Origin of the sequence: Pseudomonas sp. v388 (assembly GCF_003935425.1) — a bacterium.
Taxonomy (GTDB): Bacteria; Pseudomonadota; Gammaproteobacteria; order Pseudomonadales; family Pseudomonadaceae; genus Aquipseudomonas.
Map to the genome: position 1 here is coordinate 116,960 of NZ_RHQN01000009.1, position 18,030 is coordinate 134,989.

The following is an 18,030-nucleotide window of genomic DNA, read 5'->3' on the forward strand; positions in this document are numbered from 1 at the left end:
GGTTAGTGAGCGACAGCGGCGGCGCCGTGTTCGTCGATGAGCGCGCCGTTGTGAAAGCGCTCGATGGAGAAAGGCTTGGCCAACGGGTGCATTTCACCTTTGGCCAGGCTCGCGGCAAACACGTTGCCCGAGCCGGGCGTGGCCTTGAAGCCGCCGGTGCCCCAACCGCAGTTGAAGAACATGTTCGGCACAGGCGTCTTGGAAATGATCGGGCAGGCGTCCGGCGTGGTGTCGACGATGCCGCCCCACTGGCGATTCATACGCACCCGCGACAGCACCGGGAACATTTCCACGATGGCCTGGATGGTATGTTCGATCACCGGGTACGAACCGCGCTGGCCGTAGCCGACCCAGCTGTCGATACCAGCGCCGATCACCAGGTCGCCCTTGTCGGACTGGCTGATGTAGCCATGCACGGCGTTGGACATGATCACGCTGTCGATAATCGGTTTGATCGGTTCCGACACCAGCGCCTGCAACGGATGGGATTCGACCGGCAGACGGAAGCCTGCAAGTTTCGCCATGTGCCCGGAGTTACCGGCAGTCACCACGCCGACGCGCTTGGCACCGATGAAGCCTTTGTTGGTCTCCACCCCGATGCAGACGCCGTTTTCCTTGCGGAAACCGATCACTTCGGTTTGCTGGATCAGGTCTACGCCCAGCGCGTCAGCGGCACGGGCAAAACCCCAGGCCACGGCATCGTGGCGGGCCACGCCGCCGCGACGTTGCACGGTGGCGCCAATGATCGGGTAACGCGTGTTTTTCGAGCAATCCAGGTACGGAATTTCTTCGGCCACCTGCTTGCCATTGAGCAATTCGCCGTCCACGCCGTTGAGGCGGTTGGCGCTGACCCGACGCTCGGAATCGCGCATGTCCTGCAAGGTGTGGCACAGGTTGTAGACGCCGCGCTGGGAGAACATGACGTTGTAGTTCAAGTCCTGGGACAGCCCTTCCCACAACTTCATGGCGTGTTCGTAGAGGTGCGCCGACTCGTCCCACAGGTAGTTGGAACGCACGATGGTGGTATTGCGCGCCGTGTTGCCGCCGCCCAGCCAGCCTTTTTCCACCACCGCCACGTTGGTGATGCCATGTTCCTTGGCCAGGTAATAGGCAGTCGCCAGGCCGTGCCCGCCACCGCCGACAATGACGACGTCGTAGACCTTCTTGGGCGTCGGCGTGCGCCACATGCGCTGCCAGTTCTCGTGGTGGCTGAGGGAGTGCTTGAGAAGGCCGAAGCCTGAGTAATGTTGCATGTAGGGCTACTCCTGACTCAGCGATAAACCGGGAAATCGGTACACAGTGCAGCAACTTGGAGGGCGACATTGGCCTCGACATCGGCGTCGCCGAGGTTGTCGAGGATGTCGCAGATCCAGCCGGCCAGTTCGACGCACTGGGTCACCTTGAAACCGCGACTGGTGACGGCCGGGGTGCCGATGCGCAGGCCGGACGTTACGAATGGCGACTGCGGATCGTTGGGCACCGAGTTCTTGTTGACGGTGATGTGCGCGCGTCCCAGTGCCGCGTCGGCGTCCTTGCCGGTCAGGCCCTGGCGGATCAGGCTGACCAGGAACAGATGGTTGTCGGTGCCGCCGGACACCACGTCATAGCCTCGGTCGATGAACACCTGCGCCATGGCCTGGGCGTTATCGATCACCTGCTGTTGATAAGCCTTGAAACCGGGCTCCATCGCTTCCTTGAAGCACACGGCCTTGGCGGCGATGACGTGCATCAGCGGGCCACCCTGGCCACCGGGGAAAACGGCGGAGTTGAATTTTTTCTCCAGTTCTTCGTTTGCTTTGGCCAGAATCAGCCCGCCACGCGGGCCGCGCAGGGTTTTGTGAGTGGTGGTGGTGACCACATCGGCGTAGGGCAGCGGGTTGGGGTACAAGCCTGCTGCCACCAGACCGGCCACGTGGGCCATGTCAACGAACAGGTAGGCGCCCACTTTGTCAGCGATCTCGCGGAAACGCGGGAAATCCAGGGTTTTCGAGTAGGCCGAGAAGCCGGCAATGATCATCTTGGGTTTGCATTCAAGGGCGATACGCTCGACTTCGTCGTAGTCGATCAGCCCGGTGCTGGTGTCGATACCGTATTGCACCGCGTTGTACAGCCGGCCGGAGAAACTCACTTTGGCGCCGTGAGTCAGGTGGCCGCCGTGGGCCAGGCTCATGCCCAGCACCGTGTCGCCGGCCTGCAGCAACGCCAGATAGACAGCGGCGTTGGCCTGGCTGCCGGAGTGCGGCTGGACGTTGGCGTAATCGGCGCCAAACAGCTGTTTAGCGCGGTCGATGGCCAGTTGCTCAACCTTGTCGACGTACTCGCAACCACCGTAGTAGCGCTTGCCCGGATAGCCTTCGGCGTACTTGTTGGTCAGGCCGCTGCCCTGCGCCTGCATGACGCGCTTGCTGGTGTAGTTTTCCGAAGCGATCAGCTCGATATGATCTTCCTGACGCTGCTCTTCGGCGTTCATCGCCGCCAACAATGCGTCGTCGTAACCCTGGATCTGGTCTTGCTTGCTGAACATCGCGGTTCTCCCCAGCGGCGGCGCTGCGCCTGTCTTGTCGGTCGGGCCATAAGCTGCCCATTTGCAAGCGATGGTAGGGCTGGGACAAACCGGTCAATTGCCTATGGACGCCACACAAAGGCGCGTTTACGACATGTCCTGGGGCATTGTGCATTTCGCCTGTGGGAGCGGACCGGGCGGCGCTCCCACAGGCCGCGCCCGCAAAATCAGCAGCCAAAAAAAATCCCCCGGTATCAGCGGGGGATTTTTGTCACGCCCTGTCGCTGTCAGACAGCCTTGCCCGGCAGTTGCCCATCGGCCCGGAACATCCCGCGAATGCCGCGCACGGCCTGGCGGATGCGGTCCTGATTTTCGATCAGGGCAAAGCGCACGTGATCGTCGCCGTATTCACCGAAACCGACACCCGGCGACACGCAGACCTTGGCCTCGGCCAACAGCTTCTTGGCGAATTCCAGCGAACCCAGGTGCGCGTAGGCTTCGGGAATCTTGGCCCAGACATACATCGAAGCCTTGGGATTCTCGACCATCCAGCCCAACTCATGCAGGCCTTTGACCAACACGTTGCGGCGTTGGCGATAGTGTTCGGCGATGTCGAGCACGCACTGTTGGTCGCCTTCCAGCGCGGCGATGGCCGCGACCTGCAGCGGCGTGAAGGTGCCGTAATCGTGATAGCTCTTGATCCGCGCCAGGGCGCCGACCAATTCCGGATTGCCGACCATGAAGCCGATTCGCCAGCCGGCCATGTTGTAGCTTTTCGACAGGGTGAAAAACTCCACCGCAATGTCCTTGGCGCCCGGCACCTGCATGATCGAAGGCGCTTTCCAGCCGTCGTACACGATATCGGCGTAGGCTAGGTCGTGAACCACCAGCACGTCATACTGCTTGGCCAGCGCCACCACCCGCTCGAAGAAATCGAGTTCCACGCACTGCGCAGTCGGGTTGGAAGGGAAACCCAGGATCATCATCTTGGGTTTGGGAATCGAGCCGCGAATGGCCTTTTCCAGCTCGGCGAAGAAGTCCACACCCGGCACCAGCGGCACCGAGCGCACCTGGGCGCCGGCGATCACGGCACCGTAGATGTGAATCGGATAGCTGGGGTTGGGCACCAGCACCGTATCGCCCTGGTCGAGGGTGGCGAGCATCAGGTGCGCCAGCCCTTCCTTGGAGCCGATGGTGACAATGGCTTCGCTCTCGGGGTCGATATCGACCTCGTAGCGCTTCTTGTACCAGTTGGAAATTGCCCGACGCAGACGCGGAATGCCACGCGAAGTCGAGTAGCCGTGAGTGTCTTCACGCTGGGCAACGGTCACCAGTTTTTCGACGATGTGCGGCGGCGTGGCCCCGTCGGGGTTGCCCATGCTCAGGTCGATGATGTCTTCACCACGACGGCGCGCAGCCATTTTCAGCTCGGCGGTGATGTTGAACACATAAGGGGGGAGTCGATCGATGCGCGCAAAGCGGCGCGGCGAACCTTGGTCAGCCATGAGAATCTCGCATACGTAAGCGCCCGGAACCGTCCGAGCGACGTTGGCCACATGAGGTGGCCTGCTGCGCAAGATAAGGGGCAAGCCAGGTGTTGTCCAGCGGTTACAAAATCCGCAGGACCGTCCGCAACCCCAGCAACACCAGAAAATGAGCGGGGTATATCGCATACGCCCAGCGGCGCATCGGCCAGACGTTGAACGTCAACCGCCTGCGCAGCAATACCATGCCCAGCAGCGGCGCGAGCAGACAGGCGATGATCGCCGCGATGGAGATCGGATCGCCCCAACCGGCCGCGGCGAACATCTCGGGCCAGGCATTGCCCGCGACACACACAGCGCCCGGAAAAACCGCGTACCAGAGGGATCGGCGCAGCACCAGCAACAACACCAGCGGCAACAACACGCCGGGAAAGCCGAACATCAGGGTTTTCTGAAACAGCACCCCGATCAACAGCGCCACCAGCGCCATGACCCGCGTCGTCGGGTTGCGATGCTGCCAACCCTGCGCCACCAACAGCCCCAGCACCAGCGTCGGCATGACGTTGAGCGTCGGGGTATCGAGCATGAACAGCCGGTAGGGAATCTCGGACAGCGCGGCAAAGCCCAGCAACCAGGTCAGATAACGCCACTGCACGCCTGGAGCCATGACGGCGGCACTGCGCCGCGACAGGTTCGCGGCAATCGCCAGGCAGAACCAGGGAAAGGCCAGGCGACCCGGCACGTAGAACTCGTTTATCGACCAGCCGACGTAGCGCAGGTGATCCAGCACCATGCACAGCATCGCCAGCCACTTGAGCAGGTCCAGCGCCTTGTCGCGTCCCGGCAGAAAAGGCGGGTTGGAAAGATCCATAACGCTCCCGTTCGTCTCGCTCAGTCACGCATGCAATACATGACCGCGCCCCACAATGTTCGCTACAGTGCGCAGCATAAATGCCCATAAGGAATCGGCCATGACAGACCAAAGCCAACAGTTCGCCAGCGACAACTATTCCGGTATCTGCCCTGAAGCCTGGGCGGCCATGGAACAGGCGAACAAGGGGCATCAACGTGCCTATGGCGACGACCAATGGACCGCTCGCGCCTCGGATGATTTCCGCAAACTGTTTGAAACCGACTGCGAAGTGTTCTTTGCCTTCAACGGCACTGCGGCCAACTCGCTGGCGCTGTCGGCGCTGTGCCAGAGTTACCACAGCGTCATCTGTTCGGAAACCGCCCACGTCGAAACCGACGAATGCGGCGCACCGGAGTTCTTCTCCAATGGCTCCAAGCTGCTCACCGCCCGCAGCGCCAACGGCAAGCTGACCCCTGAATCGATCCGCGAAGTCGCGCTCAAGCGCCAGGACATCCACTACCCCAAGCCACGTGTGGTGACCCTGACCCAGGCCACTGAGGTGGGCAGCGTGTACCAGCCTGCCGAGCTGCGGGCGATCAGCGCGACCTGCAAGGAGCTGGGCCTTAACCTGCATATGGACGGCGCGCGTTTTTCCAACGCCTGCGCCTTTCTGGACTGCTCGCCGGCAGAACTGACCTGGAAAGCCGGTGTGGACGTGCTGTGCTTCGGCGGCACCAAGAACGGCATGGCGGTGGGTGAAGCGATTCTGTTCTTCAACCGCGACCTGGCCGAGGATTTCGATTACCGCTGCAAACAGGCCGGGCAACTGGCGTCGAAGATGCGTTATCTGTCGGCGCCCTGGGTCGGCCTGCTGGAAAACGATGCCTGGCTCAAGCACGCCCGCCACGCCAACCGCTGCGCGCAGCTGCTGGCTGAACTGGTCAAGGACATTCCCGGCGTGGAGCTGATGTTCCCGGTGGAAGCCAACGGCGTATTCCTGCAACTGTCGGAACCGGCCGTGTCCGCGCTGACCGCCCGAGGCTGGCGGTTCTACACCTTCATCGGCAGCGGCGGCGCGCGTTTCATGTGTTCATGGGACACCGAAGAAGCCCGCGTGCGCGAGCTGGCGGCGGATATCCGGTTGGTGATGAGCGCCTGATCGGCCCGAATCCTGTAGGAGCCGGCAGGCGGCGATCCGTCTTGCTGGCGAAGAGACCGGCGCCGCCTCGACACGTGTGTCGCCTGCCATTACGCCTTCGCGAGCAAGACGGGTCGCCGCCCGCTCGCTCCTACAAATACCCAGCCAACCGCAGACCGCTTCAGGCCTGCGTGATCGTCCTGGAAATCGCGTCGACAGTCGCGTCGATCTGTTCCTGATACCGATCCAGTTCGATCTGGTGGTGCTCTTTCATTTCGATCTGCTGCGAGCACAGGTTCAGTGCAGCCAGCACCAGCAACCGGTCGCCGATAAGGGTCGGGTACTTGCGCTTGGTATCGGCCAGTGAGGCGTTGAGCATCGCCGCCGCGCGCACCAGCTTCTGGTCTTCGCCATCCGGCGCCTTGACCGAATACTCGTTACCCAGGATCGAGAGAACGGTTACCCCGTTACGGTCGTAGTTCATGCGCCGCCAGCGCTTGCGCTGGTCGCGCGCTCAACCAGTGCCTGAATGCGGGCTGCGGTGCTGCCCTGCTTCTCTTCCTGCTCCATCAGACTCAGCTGCAGGCTGTCGTTCTCGTCCTTGGCCTGGGCCAGCTCCGCGCTGAGTTGAGCATTCATTTCCTGCAGTTTCTGATTCTGCTGCACCAGATCACCGACAAGTTGTTCCAACTGGCTTAGGGACGCTTCCAACATTTTGAATTCTCGAGCAAATTTCAACGGGCGCACACGATAAAGAAAAGTCACTGCGCATACCAGCGTCGGCCTGCAACTCCGGCCTTTTCACGCATGGGACACGTCAATAACGCAAACGCATAGGCGGCTTGAGACTCCTGATTCGCTACCCGGTTCCTGCTGTTCGTCAGACCGGCGGTATGTGCGACAAAACAGCGCAGAGCGCCATCGGTTAGCCATCACTTAAACGGGCGTTATCCATTATTCACAAGGGCTTACGACGCTTTTGCGCAGACGCCGGAAAATCGTCGGTGCCCGTTTGCGGATAAAGCTGCCGTTCAGGGCCTCAAGACTTCAACGAGATGACCGATAGGCAGTCATCGAATTCACAATATAGCCAAAGCCGCAGGGATCGCGCCTTAACTCTGGAAGCAATTATGTCTCTGCGTAATATGAATATCGCTCCGCGCGCGTTCCTGGGCTTTGCCCTGATCGGCACGCTCATGCTGATCCTCGGTGTGTTCGCACTCTCGCAAATGAGCAAGATCCGCGGCGCCACTCAGGTGCTGGCCGAAAACGCCATGCCAAGCATCAAGGCCCTGGACCGTTTTACCGAAGTCAGCATCCGCCTGCGCGTGCTGTCCTACCGCTTGCTGGTCAACCGTGAACCCGAAACCCAGGAAAAGACCATCGACCTGTTCGCCATGCGTAACAAGCAGGTCACCGACGCCCAGGCCGTTTACGAGAAGTTGATCAGCGGCCCTAAAGAGCAGGCGCTGTATGACCAGTACGTGCAGCTGCTGAATCAGTATCGCCAGCTCGAATCGCGCCTGATCGCATTGTCCCGTGCCAACAAGGTCGACGAGCTGCAAAACCTGCTCAACAAGGAAATGCTCAACAACTCGGACGAGATGAACGTCGTGCTCGGCAAACTGGTGGACTACAACACCGACGCGCTGATCAAGACCAAGGAAGACGCTTCCGCTCAATACGATTCGGCGTTCAACCTGGTGATCGGCCTGCTGATCGCCGCCACCGTGCTGACCATCATCTTTGCCATGCTGCTGACCAACAGCATCACCCGCCCGATTGCCGCTGCGCTGAACGCTGCCGAGCACATCGCCGAGGGCAACCTGACTCGTCCGATCACCGTCGACGGCACCGACGAAGCCGGTCGCCTGCTGGCCGCCATGCAAACCATGCAGAACAAGCTGCGTGACACCTTGCATCGCATCTCCGGCTCGGCCACTCAACTGGCCTCCGCTGCCGAAGAGCTGAACGCGGTCACCGACGAAAGCGCCCGTGGCCTGTCGCAACAGAATGACGAAATCGAACAGGCCGCAACCGCGGTCAACGAGATGACCAGCGCCGTTGAAGAAGTGGCCCGTAACGCCACCAGCACTTCGGAAGCCTCGAAAGCCGCCACCGCTTCGGCAGGCGACGGCCGCGACCTGGTCATGGAAACCGTCGGCGCCATCGAACGCATGAGCAGCGATGTACAGAGCACCGCCGACCTGATCGGCAACCTGGCCAACGAATCCCGCGACATCGGCAAAGTGCTGGACGTGATTCGCGGCCTGGCCGACCAGACCAACCTGCTGGCCCTCAACGCCGCCATCGAAGCCGCCCGCGCCGGTGAAGCCGGCCGTGGTTTCGCCGTGGTTGCCGACGAAGTGCGTGCCCTGGCGCACCGCACCCAGCAGTCGACCAGCGAAATCGAACGCATGATCGGCAGCATCCAGAGCGGTACCGAGCACGCTGTGAATTCGATGCGCAACAGCACCGAACGCGCGGAATCGACCTTGAATATCGCCAAGGGCGCCGGTCTTGCGCTGGACACCATCAACTCGGCGGTGGAAGAGATCAACGAACGCAACCTGGTCATCGCCAGCGCTGCCGAAGAACAGGCGCAAGTGGCTCGTGAAGTCGACCGCAACCTGGTAAACATCCGCGACCTGTCGGCTCAGTCCACCGACGGCGCCAACCAGACCACCGCCGCCAGCACCGAGCTGTCACGCCTGGCCGTGGACCTGAATACCATGGTTTCGCGTTTCAGCCTGTAATTGCCGCTGGTTCCTGCTCCTATAGCTACAACCTCACACTCGCAAACGTCGACTCGTTCCGGGCCTGGCTTAACGCCGACAAAGGTCCGGACAGCGGCGCCAGTACCATCGCCTGCGGGATCGGCATCATTGCCACCTGCTGGGTGGTGTTGGAACCTACGCGTTCGTCACGCGGCGGAATGCCGAAGTATTCGCGGTAGCACTTGGAAAAGTGCGGCGTCGACACGAAACCACACACCGAAGCCACCTCGATGATCGACATCGGCGTCTGCTTGAGCAACTGCCGGGCACGGATCAGGCGCAGTTTGAGGTAGTAGCGCGACGGTGAGCAGTGCAGGTATTTCTGGAACAACCGCTCCAGCTGCCGGCGCGAAACGGCGACGTAGACCGCCAGCTCGTCAAGGTCGATGGGCTCCTCCAGATTGGCCTCCATCAACGCGACGATTTCCTGCAATTTAGGCTGATTGGTGCCGAGCATGTGCTTGAGCGGCACGCGCTGGTGATCCTGTTCGTTGCGGATGCGCTCGTAGACGAACATCTCGGAAATCGCAGCCGACAATTCGCGGCCGTGATCGCGACTGATCAAGTGCAGCATCATGTCCAGCGGCGCGGTGCCGCCGGAACTGGTGAACCGGTTACGGTCCAGGGTGAACAGGCGCGTGCTCATTGCGACCCGAGGAAACGCTTCCTGCATCGCCGCCAGGCATTCCCAATGCACGCTGCAATCGAAGCCGTCGAGCAGACCGGCGCACGCCAGCGCCCAACTGCCGGTGCACACCGCGCCGAGACGCCGCGACTGGCGTGCCTGACTCTGCAGCCAGCTGACATGTTCACGGGTGACGGTGCGCTGGATACCAACGCCGCCGCAGACGATGACCGTGTCCAGCGCCGGTGCGTTGTGCATGGAAGCGTCCGGGGTAATCTGCAGGCCGTCACTGGCCCAGACCTGTCCGCCATCGACGGTCAGGGTTGTCCAGCGATACAGCTCACGACCGGAAAGCTGGTTGGCCATGCGCAGAGGTTCGACCGCCGAGGCGAGGGAAATCAGCGTGAAATTATCCAGAAGCAGAAAGCCGATGGATTGCGGGGCGCGGTTCTGGGGCTGAGCCCCGGCATTCAAGGAAGTCATCACGTTGTCTCCTCACGCTAGCGGTCGTAGGCCTCAAGAGGCTCTTCTTATCACCCTGCGCGGCGCAGGGCTTTGCAGTTGAATCGCAAAACCCATGCCGAAATTTGACGAGCCGTTCAACAACCCCTGAAAACGACGTCGCGATGTGTCTATCCGGCAACGACCTCCTTGCCCGTATGCGACGTCTTGCTGCGCGCCCGGCCCATGCTGTTGAGCAATTCGGTATCACCTGCGAGGTGACGGGCGTACACACCAGAATGGGAGTGCTACTCAAAGCACAGCCCAATGGCACTCGGCCAGCGCTGATTTTTTTACGCGCTAAAAGGTGGCGGCGCGGGGCGTGTGTGATCTGAAATCGCGCACGTCTGCGCGGCGAGCCCGAAGCGGTGCGCCAGTGCTGAACTTCCAACGGCCCGCCCGGCTCAAATCACCCGGGTTGACGGCCGCGAGCAGCCCCAGCCAGCGGCTATGCTTAACGTCGCACATGCCGGAAAGCACACCTCGCCAGCCACCCCCGATGGCCTGTGACATCATTCGTCGATTCACACCTGCCCGCCAACGCCGCTGACATCGAGCCGCGACCCGGAGTGGGGTACAGGCCGTTTTTCGGTGGGGTGCATCGCAGGAAAAGCCCACTCCCAAGGCAGGAAAAATCTGTAAGCGACGCTGCGCATACTGGATACGACCCCTCCTGTACTGGATACGACGCACCCTGTAGGCGTTTGATTTCCCCTGTTAGATGATCGGAGTCGACTCGGTTGCCAGACGCAGTGATGGAGCTTCCCGTAATGCCCTGCCAACAAACACGCCGCACCGGTGATCACCCACCGCCGGCTAAAGAAAAATCAAAAGGAGTCCATCCGATGAAAGGTTCCAAATCGTTGCTTCTGGCCGTGGCTCTCGGCGCTCCGCTGCTGGCCCAGGCCGCAGAGCCTGAGGCATGCCGTACCGTCAACTTCTCCGATGTAGGCTGGACTGACATTACGGTCACCACGGCAGTGACCAGCGTCGTGCTCGAATCCCTTGGTTACAAGACCAAGACCACCATGATTTCCGTACCCGTGACCTACAAGTCCCTGGCCGATGGCAAGAATATGGACGTGTTCCTGGGCAACTGGATGCCGACCATGGAAAACGACATCAAGGCCTACCGCGAAGCCGGGACCGTGGAAACGGTGCGGGCCAACCTGGAGAACGCCAAATACACCCTGGCGGTGCCGCAGGCGCTCTACGACAAAGGCCTGAAGGACTTCGCCGATATCGCCAGATTCAAGAAGGAACTGGACGGCAAGATCTACGGGATCGAACCGGGCAACGATGGCAACCGCCTGATCCAGAGCATGATCGACAAGGACGCTTTCGGACTGAAAAGCGCCGGTTTCAAGATGGTGGAATCCAGCGAAGCAGGCATGCTGTCGCAGGTGGATCGCGCCGCACGGCGCGGCACCGACGTTGTGTTCCTGGGCTGGGAACCGCATCCAATGAACACCCGCTTCAAGTTGCAATACCTGACCGGCGGCGACGACTTTTTCGGCCCCAATTTCGGACAGGCCACCATTTACACCAACACCCGCAAGGGCTACACCGAGCAATGCAGCAACGTGGGTCAATTGCTGAAAAACCTGTCGTTCACCCTCAACATGGAAAGCACGCTGATGGGTAACGTGCTGGACGACAAGATGAAGCCCGAGGCCGCCGCCAGGGCCTGGCTCAAGAACAACCCGCAAGTGCTCGACACCTGGCTGGCGGGCGTGACCACCGTTGACGGCAAACCAGGATTGGAAGCAGCCAAGGCCCAGCTGACGAAGTAAACCGGTTGCGGGCGCTTACCGGCCCGCACCCCCTTATTTTTCTCGCAAGCGGACAATCGAATCATGCTGACTGATCAAAAAATCCCTCTGGGCGAGTACATCGCGTCGTTCGTCGACTGGCTTACGCGCAACGGCGCCGACTACTTCGATGCGATCGCCTCGACGCTGGAAATGATGATCCACGGATTGACCTTCGCCCTGACCTGGTTCAACCCGCTGGTCCTGATCGGCCTGATCGCCGCCCTGGCGCACTTCATCCAGCGCAAGTGGGGCCTGACGGTCTTCGTCGCCCTCGCCTTCCTGCTGATCCTCAACCTGCATTACTGGCAGGAAACCATGGAGACCCTGGCCCAGGTACTGTTCGCCACGGTGGTCTGCGTGCTGATCGGCGTACCGCTGGGGATCATCGCGGCGCACAAGCCGATGTTCTACACCATCATTCGCCCGCTGCTGGACCTGATGCAGACCGTGCCGACCTTCGTATACCTGATTCCAACCCTGACCCTGTTCGGCCTGGGCGTGGTGCCCGGCCTGATCTCGACGGTGGTGTTCGCCATCGCCGCGCCGATCCGCCTCACGTATCTGGGCATTCGCGACGTGCCCCATGAACTGCTCGACGCCGGCAAGGCCTTCGGCTCTTCGCGCCGACAGCTGCTGACGCGGATCGAACTGCCTTACGCCATGCCCAGCATCGCGGCCGGCATCACCCAGTGCATCATGCTGTCGTTGTCGATGGTGGTGATCGCCGCGCTGGTGGGTGCCGACGGCCTGGGCAAACCTGTGGTCAACGCATTGAACACCGCTGATATCGCCCTGGGCTTCGAAGCGGGTCTGGCGATCGTACTGCTGGCAATCATGCTCGACCGTATCTGCAAACAACCCGATGCCAAGGTAGGGGCCGACGCATGAGTATCATTCAGTTCGATCAGGTAGACGTCATCTTCGCCAAGGATCCGCGTGAGGCCCTCAAGTTGCTGGACCAAGGCCTGACGCGTGACCAGATCCTCAAGAAAACCGGCCAGATCGTCGGCGTGGAGAAAGCCAGCCTGGATATCCAGAAAGGCGAGATCTGCGTACTGATGGGTCTTTCCGGGTCCGGCAAGTCCAGCCTGCTGCGCTGCATCAACGGCCTGAACACGGTCAGCCGTGGCTCGCTCTACGTCGAGCACGAAGGCAGCCAGATCAACATTGCCAGCTGCACCGCCGCAGAACTGAAGATGATGCGCACCAAACGCATCGCCATGGTATTTCAGAAGTTCGCGTTGATGCCCTGGCTGACGGTGCGTGAAAACATCAGCTTCGGCCTGGAGATGCAGGGTCGCCCCGAAAAGGAACGGCGCAAGCTGGTGGATGAAAAGCTGGAGCTGGTGGGCCTGACCCAGTGGCGCAACAAGAAGCCCGACGAGCTGTCCGGCGGCATGCAGCAGCGGGTCGGCCTGGCCCGGGCTCTGGCGATGGACGCCGACATTTTGCTGATGGATGAACCCTTTTCGGCGCTCGACCCGCTGATCCGCCAGGGCTTGCAGGATGAACTGCTGGCCTTGCAGAGCAAGTTGAGCAAGACCATCGTTTTCGTCAGCCACGACCTGGACGAAGCGCTCAAACTGGGCAGCCGCATCGCCATCATGAAAGACGGCCGGATCGTGCAGTACAGCGTACCGGAGCAGATCGTGCTCAATCCGGCCGATGAGTACGTGCGCACTTTCGTGGCCCATACCAACCCGCTCAACGTACTGTGCGGCCGCAGCCTGATGCGCAATGTCGACGAGTGCACCAGAATCAACGGCTCGGTGTGCCTGGACCCGGGCGGCGATTCCTGGCTGGACCTGGCCGAAGGCAATGTCATCAAGGGCGCCCGCCAAGGCGCCGCGCCGCTGGATCTGCAGAACTGGACGCCCGGCCAGGACGTCAGCAGCCTTGACCGCCGCCCGACGCTGGTTCACTCCAACATCGGCATGCGCGACGCCTTGCAGATCCGCTACCAGACCGGCAACAAGCTGGTGCTGCAGGATGGAAACCAGGTGGTCGGGATTCTGGGCGACAGCGAGCTGTACCACGCGCTGCTGGGCAAGAATCACGGCTGATCGGTTCTGGCCTTTGGGGAGCGGAGTCGTCAGCGAAGACGGCATTCCAGACGCACGTTTTTTTCGTCTGCCAAGGCCTCTTCGCGGACGAGTCCGCTCCCACGCCATCGCTTGACTCTCTGAAAGCCACGTCCCACATGGCTTTGGCACGCCCTGTCGTTTTTATTGATTGATCGTTCAATAAAAAATAACTAGACTGTGTCGACCATCAGGCACCCCAACCCGCGCCAAAACGCCAGGAGACTTCCCGCAATGCCCAAGGTCGGTATGCAACCCATTCGTCGTAACCAGCTGATCCAGGCCACGCTCACTGCGGTCGACCAGGTCGGCATGGGCGATGCCAGTATTGCGTTGATTGCGCGTCTGGCCGGGGTTTCCAACGGCATCATCAGCCACTACTTCCAGGACAAGAACGGCCTGATCGCGGCGACCATGCGCCACCTGATGAACGCGCTGGGCCAGAACGTCAGCGAGCGCCGTCAGGCGTTGCAGGACAACAGCCCCCGGGCGCATCTGCAGGTGATCATCGAAGGCAACTTCGACGCCAGCCAGATCAACGGCCCGGCGATGAAAACCTGGCTGGCCTTCTGGGCCACCAGCATGCATCACCCGGCATTGCACAGGCTGCAGCGGATCAACGATCACCGCCTGTATTCGAACCTGTGCTGCGAATTCCGCCGCGCACTGCCGCTGGAGCAGGCACGCAGCGCCGCCCGCGGAATGGCCGCCCTGATTGATGGCCTGTGGCTGCGCGGCGCGCTGTCGGGCGATGCCTTCGATACCGAGCAAGCGCAACGGATCGCCTACGAATACATGGACTTCCAACTGGCGAAAGCGACGAGCTGAGGCACGCAGCCCGCTTGTCGCAGACCTTCAACGGTCACGCCCACACACTGAATTTGCGAGGACTTTATGGCCCGTTTCGAACTGCAAAAACTCTACATCGACGGCGGTTATGTCGATTCCAGCACCGGTGAAACCTTCGACGCCATCAACCCGGCCAACGGTGAAGTCCTGGCTCAGGTACAGCGCGCCGGCAAAGAAGACCTGGAGCGCGCTGTCGTCAGCGCCGAAAAGGGCCAGAAAATCTGGGCCGCGATGACCGCCATGGAGCGTTCGCGCATCCTGCGTCGCGCCGTCGATATCCTGCGCGAGCGCAACGACGAGCTGGCGGCGCTGGAAACCCTGGACACCGGCAAGGCCATCTCTGAAACCCGCGCCGTGGACATCGTCACCGGCGCCGACGTGCTGGAATACTACGCAGGCTTGGTGCCCGCCATCGAAGGCGAGCAGATCCCGTTGCGCACTTCGTCGTTCGTCTACACCCGGCGCGAGCCACTGGGCGTTGTCGCCGGTATCGGCGCGTGGAACTACCCGATCCAGATCGCCCTGTGGAAATCCGCGCCAGCCTTGGCAGCGGGTAACGCGATGATCTTCAAGCCAAGTGAAGTAACCTCCCTGACCACGTTGAAACTGGCCGAGATCTACACCGAGGCCGGCGTGCCGAACGGCGTATTCAACGTCCTGACCGGCAGCGGCCGTGAAGTCGGCAGCTGGATCACCGAGCACCCGCGCATCGAGAAACTGTCCTTCACCGGCGGCACCGACACCGGCAAGAAAGTCATGGCCAGCGCTTCCAGCTCGTCGCTCAAGGAAGTGACCATGGAACTGGGCGGCAAGTCGCCGCTGATCATCTTCGACGACGCCGACCTGGATCGCGCCGCCGACATCGCGATGATGGCCAACTTCTACAGCTCCGGTCAGGTCTGCACCAACGGCACCCGCGTGTTTGTGCCGAATGCGCTCAAAGCCGACTTCGAAGCGAAGATTGTCGAGCGCGTCAAACGCATCCGCGCCGGTGATCCGGAGAACGAAAACACCAATTTCGGCCCGCTGGTGAGCTTCGAGCATATGGAAAGCGTGCTCGGCTACATCACCAAGGGCAAGGCAGAAGGCGCGCGGCTGCTGTGCGGCGGTGAACGCCTGACCGAAGGTGAATTCGCCAAGGGCGCGTTCGTGGCACCGACCGTATTCACCGATTGCACCGACGAGATGACCATCGTTCGCGAGGAAATCTTCGGCCCGGTGATGAGCATCCTCGGCTACGACACCGAAGACGAAGTGGTGCGCCGCGCCAACGACACCGACTTCGGCCTGGCTGCCGGCATCGTCACCCGCGACCTGAACCGCGCCCACCGCGTGATTCATCTGCTGGAAGCGGGCATCTGCTGGATCAACACCTGGGGCGAGTCGGCGGCGGAAATGCCGGTCGGCGGTTACAAGCAATCGGGCGTGGGTCGCGAAAACGGCATCAGCTCGCTGGCGCAGTACACGCGAATCAAGTCGGTACAGGTTGAGCTGGGCGACTACGGGTCGGTGTTCTAAAGAACACCCGCTTCACGCGGCAAGCTACCAGCTTCAAGTAGAAGCAGCTTGCCGCCCCTTTTTTCCAGGCCCACCTCACTGCTTTTGCTTGCAGCTTGAAACTTGTGGCTTGCAGCTCTACCAAGGAGCCCCAATGACTACGCAATCCGAATACGACTACATCATCATCGGTGCCGGCTCGGCCGGTAACACTCTGGCAGCCCGTCTCACTGAAGACCAAGGCGTCACCGTTCTGCTGCTCGAAGCCGGCGGTCCGGACTACCGCCTGGACTTCCGCACCCAGATGCCCGCCGCCCTGGCCTTCCCGCTGCAGGGCCGCCGCTACAACTGGGCCTACGAGACCGAGCCTGAGCCGCACATGAACAATCGCCGCATGGAATGCGGTCGCGGCAAAGGCCTGGGCGGTTCTTCGCTGATCAACGGGATGTGCTATATCCGCGGCAACGCCATGGACTATGACGGCTGGGCCAAAGAGCCAGGTCTCGAAGACTGGAGCTACCTCGACTGCCTGCCATACTTCCGCAAGGCCGAGACACGCGACATCGGCCCCAATGATTACCACGGCGGCGATGGTCCGGTCAGCGTGACCACGCCCAAGCAAGGCAATAACCCGCTGTTCCAGGCCATGGTCGATGCCGGCGTGCAGGCCGGTTACCCGCGCACCGAAGACCTCAACGGCTATCAGCAGGAAGGCTTCGGCCCGATGGACCGCACCGTGACGCCCAATGGCCGTCGCGCCAGCACTGCACGTGGCTATCTGGATGAAGCGAAGAAGCGTGCCACCCTCAAGATCGTCACCCACGCCCTGACCGACCGCATTCTGTTCGACGGCAAACGCGCCGTTGGCGTGGCGTACATGGTCGGCGACAGCGACACACGCATCGAAGCCCGCGCCCGCAAGGAAGTCCTGCTGTGCGGCGGCGCCATCGCTTCGCCGCAGATCCTGCAACGTTCCGGCGTCGGCCCGGCCGAGCTGCTGCGCAAGCTGGATATCCCGGTGGTTCACGATCTGCCGGGCGTGGGTCAGAACCTTCAGGACCATCTGGAGATGTACCTGCAATACGCCTGCACCAAGCCGGTGTCGCTCTATCCGTCGCTGCTGTGGTGGAACCAGCCGCCGATTGGCGCGAAGTGGATGTTCCTGGGCAAGGGCATCGGTGCCAGCAACCAGTTCGAGGCCGGTGGCTTCATCCGTTCGAGCGAAGAGTTCGAATGGCCGAACATTCAGTATCACTTCCTGCCGGTGGCGATTAACTACAACGGCACCAAGGGCGTGAAAGAGCACGGTTTCCAGGCGCACGTCGGCTCCATGCGATCACCGAGCCGTGGCCGTGTGCAGGTCAAGTCCAGAGACCCGCGCGAGTATCCGAGCATCCTGTTCAATTACATGTCGTCCGAGCAGGACTGGCAGGAATTCCGGGATGCGATCCGCCTGACCCGCGAGATCATCCAGCAACCGGCACTGGACCCGTATCGTGGCCGCGAGATCAGCCCGGGTATCGAGGTGCAGTCGGACGAAGCGCTGGACACGTTCGTGCGTGAACATGCCGAAACGGCGTATCACCCGTCGTGCTCGTGCAAGATGGGCACCGATGAGATGGCGGTGGTGGATGGTCAGGGTCGAGTGCATGGCGTCGAAGCCCTGCGCGTGGTGGATGCGTCGATCATGCCGCTGATCACCACCGGTAACCTGAACGCGCCAACGATCATGATCGCCGAGAAAATCGCCGACAAGATCCGTGGCCGCCAGCCGTTGCCGCGCAGCACCGCCGACTACTTCGTCGCCGGCGATCGCCCTGCGCGTGGCAAGCCGGTGCGTGAGGTCAGCAGCCAGGCATGAGGTCGATGCAGTAGGAGCGAGCTTGCTCGCGAAGAGGCCGGAACAGC

14 protein-coding genes and 2 pseudogenes are annotated in these 18,030 nt (G+C 61.5%); 9 read left to right on the forward strand and 7 right to left on the reverse strand.

The features are described from left to right. Positions 1–2: 2 nt before the first annotated feature. The 4 genes from EGJ27_RS20325 to EGJ27_RS20340 form a co-directional block, all read right to left on the reverse strand. Complete coding sequence (locus EGJ27_RS20325; RefSeq protein ID WP_125832537.1) at positions 3–1,253, reverse strand: sarcosine oxidase subunit beta family protein; 1,251 nt, start codon at positions 1,251–1,253, stop codon at positions 3–5. A 17-nt stretch (positions 1,254–1,270) separates the two neighbouring features. Continuing rightward, positions 1,271–2,524: a serine hydroxymethyltransferase gene (gene glyA / locus EGJ27_RS20330; RefSeq protein ID WP_125832538.1), complete on the reverse strand. Its 1,254-nt coding sequence runs from the start codon at positions 2,522–2,524 to the stop codon at positions 1,271–1,273. Positions 2,525–2,790: 266 nt separating this feature from the next. Beyond that, entirely contained in the window at positions 2,791–4,008 is a 1,218-nt protein-coding gene (gene alaC / locus EGJ27_RS20335) for an alanine transaminase (protein WP_125832539.1), read from the reverse strand. A 103-nt stretch (positions 4,009–4,111) separates the two neighbouring features. Continuing rightward, on the reverse strand, positions 4,112–4,858 hold the full coding sequence (locus EGJ27_RS20340; protein ID WP_125832540.1) for a TraX family protein: 747 nt from the start codon (positions 4,856–4,858) through the stop codon (positions 4,112–4,114). 100 nt (positions 4,859–4,958) lie between these two features. On the opposite strand from EGJ27_RS20340, the gene EGJ27_RS20345 reads away from it, so the two are divergent. After that, on the forward strand, positions 4,959–5,999 hold the full coding sequence (locus tag EGJ27_RS20345) for a low specificity L-threonine aldolase (RefSeq protein WP_125832541.1): 1,041 nt from the start codon (positions 4,959–4,961) through the stop codon (positions 5,997–5,999). Positions 6,000–6,159: 160 nt separating this feature from the next. Here the strand turns inward: EGJ27_RS20345 and EGJ27_RS20350 are convergent, their stop codons facing one another. Continuing rightward, on the reverse strand, positions 6,160–6,462 hold the full coding sequence (locus EGJ27_RS20350; RefSeq protein WP_125832542.1) for a cell division protein ZapA: 303 nt from the start codon (positions 6,460–6,462) through the stop codon (positions 6,160–6,162). Then, entirely contained in the window at positions 6,459–6,692 is a 234-nt protein-coding gene (locus tag EGJ27_RS20355; protein ID WP_125832543.1) for a hypothetical protein, read from the reverse strand. The genes EGJ27_RS20350 and EGJ27_RS20355 overlap by 4 nt, the downstream gene beginning before the upstream one ends. A gap of 482 nt (positions 6,693–7,174) precedes the next feature. On the opposite strand from EGJ27_RS20355, the pseudogene EGJ27_RS25360 reads away from it, so the two are divergent. Both EGJ27_RS25360 and EGJ27_RS20360 read left to right on the forward strand, forming a co-directional pair. Further along, a pseudogene (locus EGJ27_RS25360) lies at positions 7,175–7,603 on the forward strand (MCP four helix bundle domain-containing protein); the annotation flags it as partial. A 45-nt stretch (positions 7,604–7,648) separates the two neighbouring features. Then, a pseudogene (locus EGJ27_RS20360) lies at positions 7,649–8,734 on the forward strand (methyl-accepting chemotaxis protein); the annotation flags it as partial. 25 nt (positions 8,735–8,759) lie between these two features. Here EGJ27_RS20360 and EGJ27_RS20365 read toward each other — a convergent pair. Beyond that, the gene (locus EGJ27_RS20365; protein WP_125832545.1) at positions 8,760–9,863 is read right to left on the reverse strand and encodes a GlxA family transcriptional regulator; all 1,104 of its coding nucleotides are present in this window, start codon (positions 9,861–9,863) and stop codon (positions 8,760–8,762) included. A gap of 863 nt (positions 9,864–10,726) precedes the next feature. Between EGJ27_RS20365 and EGJ27_RS20370 the strand changes: the two genes are divergently transcribed. The 6 genes from EGJ27_RS20370 (at position 10,727) to betA (ending at position 17,983) form a co-directional block, all read left to right on the forward strand. Beyond that, positions 10,727–11,674, forward strand: coding sequence for a choline ABC transporter substrate-binding protein (locus EGJ27_RS20370; protein ID WP_125832546.1), 948 nt, complete (start codon positions 10,727–10,729; stop codon positions 11,672–11,674). A 60-nt stretch (positions 11,675–11,734) separates the two neighbouring features. Beyond that, positions 11,735–12,583: a choline ABC transporter permease subunit gene (choW, locus tag EGJ27_RS20375; RefSeq protein WP_177523072.1), complete on the forward strand. Its 849-nt coding sequence runs from the start codon at positions 11,735–11,737 to the stop codon at positions 12,581–12,583. Next, complete coding sequence (gene choV, locus EGJ27_RS20380; RefSeq protein WP_125832548.1) at positions 12,580–13,758, forward strand: choline ABC transporter ATP-binding protein; 1,179 nt, start codon at positions 12,580–12,582, stop codon at positions 13,756–13,758. The genes choW and choV overlap by 4 nt, the downstream gene beginning before the upstream one ends. Before the next feature lie 252 nt (positions 13,759–14,010). After that, positions 14,011–14,604 (forward strand): transcriptional regulator BetI, encoded by a 594-nt coding sequence (betI, locus tag EGJ27_RS20385; RefSeq protein WP_125832549.1) that lies wholly within the window; start codon positions 14,011–14,013, stop codon positions 14,602–14,604. A gap of 66 nt (positions 14,605–14,670) precedes the next feature. Continuing rightward, on the forward strand, positions 14,671–16,143 hold the full coding sequence (betB, locus tag EGJ27_RS20390) for a betaine-aldehyde dehydrogenase (protein WP_125832550.1): 1,473 nt from the start codon (positions 14,671–14,673) through the stop codon (positions 16,141–16,143). Positions 16,144–16,276: 133 nt separating this feature from the next. Beyond that, positions 16,277–17,983, forward strand: a complete 1,707-nt coding sequence (betA, locus tag EGJ27_RS20395; RefSeq protein WP_125832551.1) for a choline dehydrogenase — start codon at positions 16,277–16,279, stop codon at positions 17,981–17,983. The last annotated feature ends 47 nt before the right edge of the window (positions 17,984–18,030 follow it).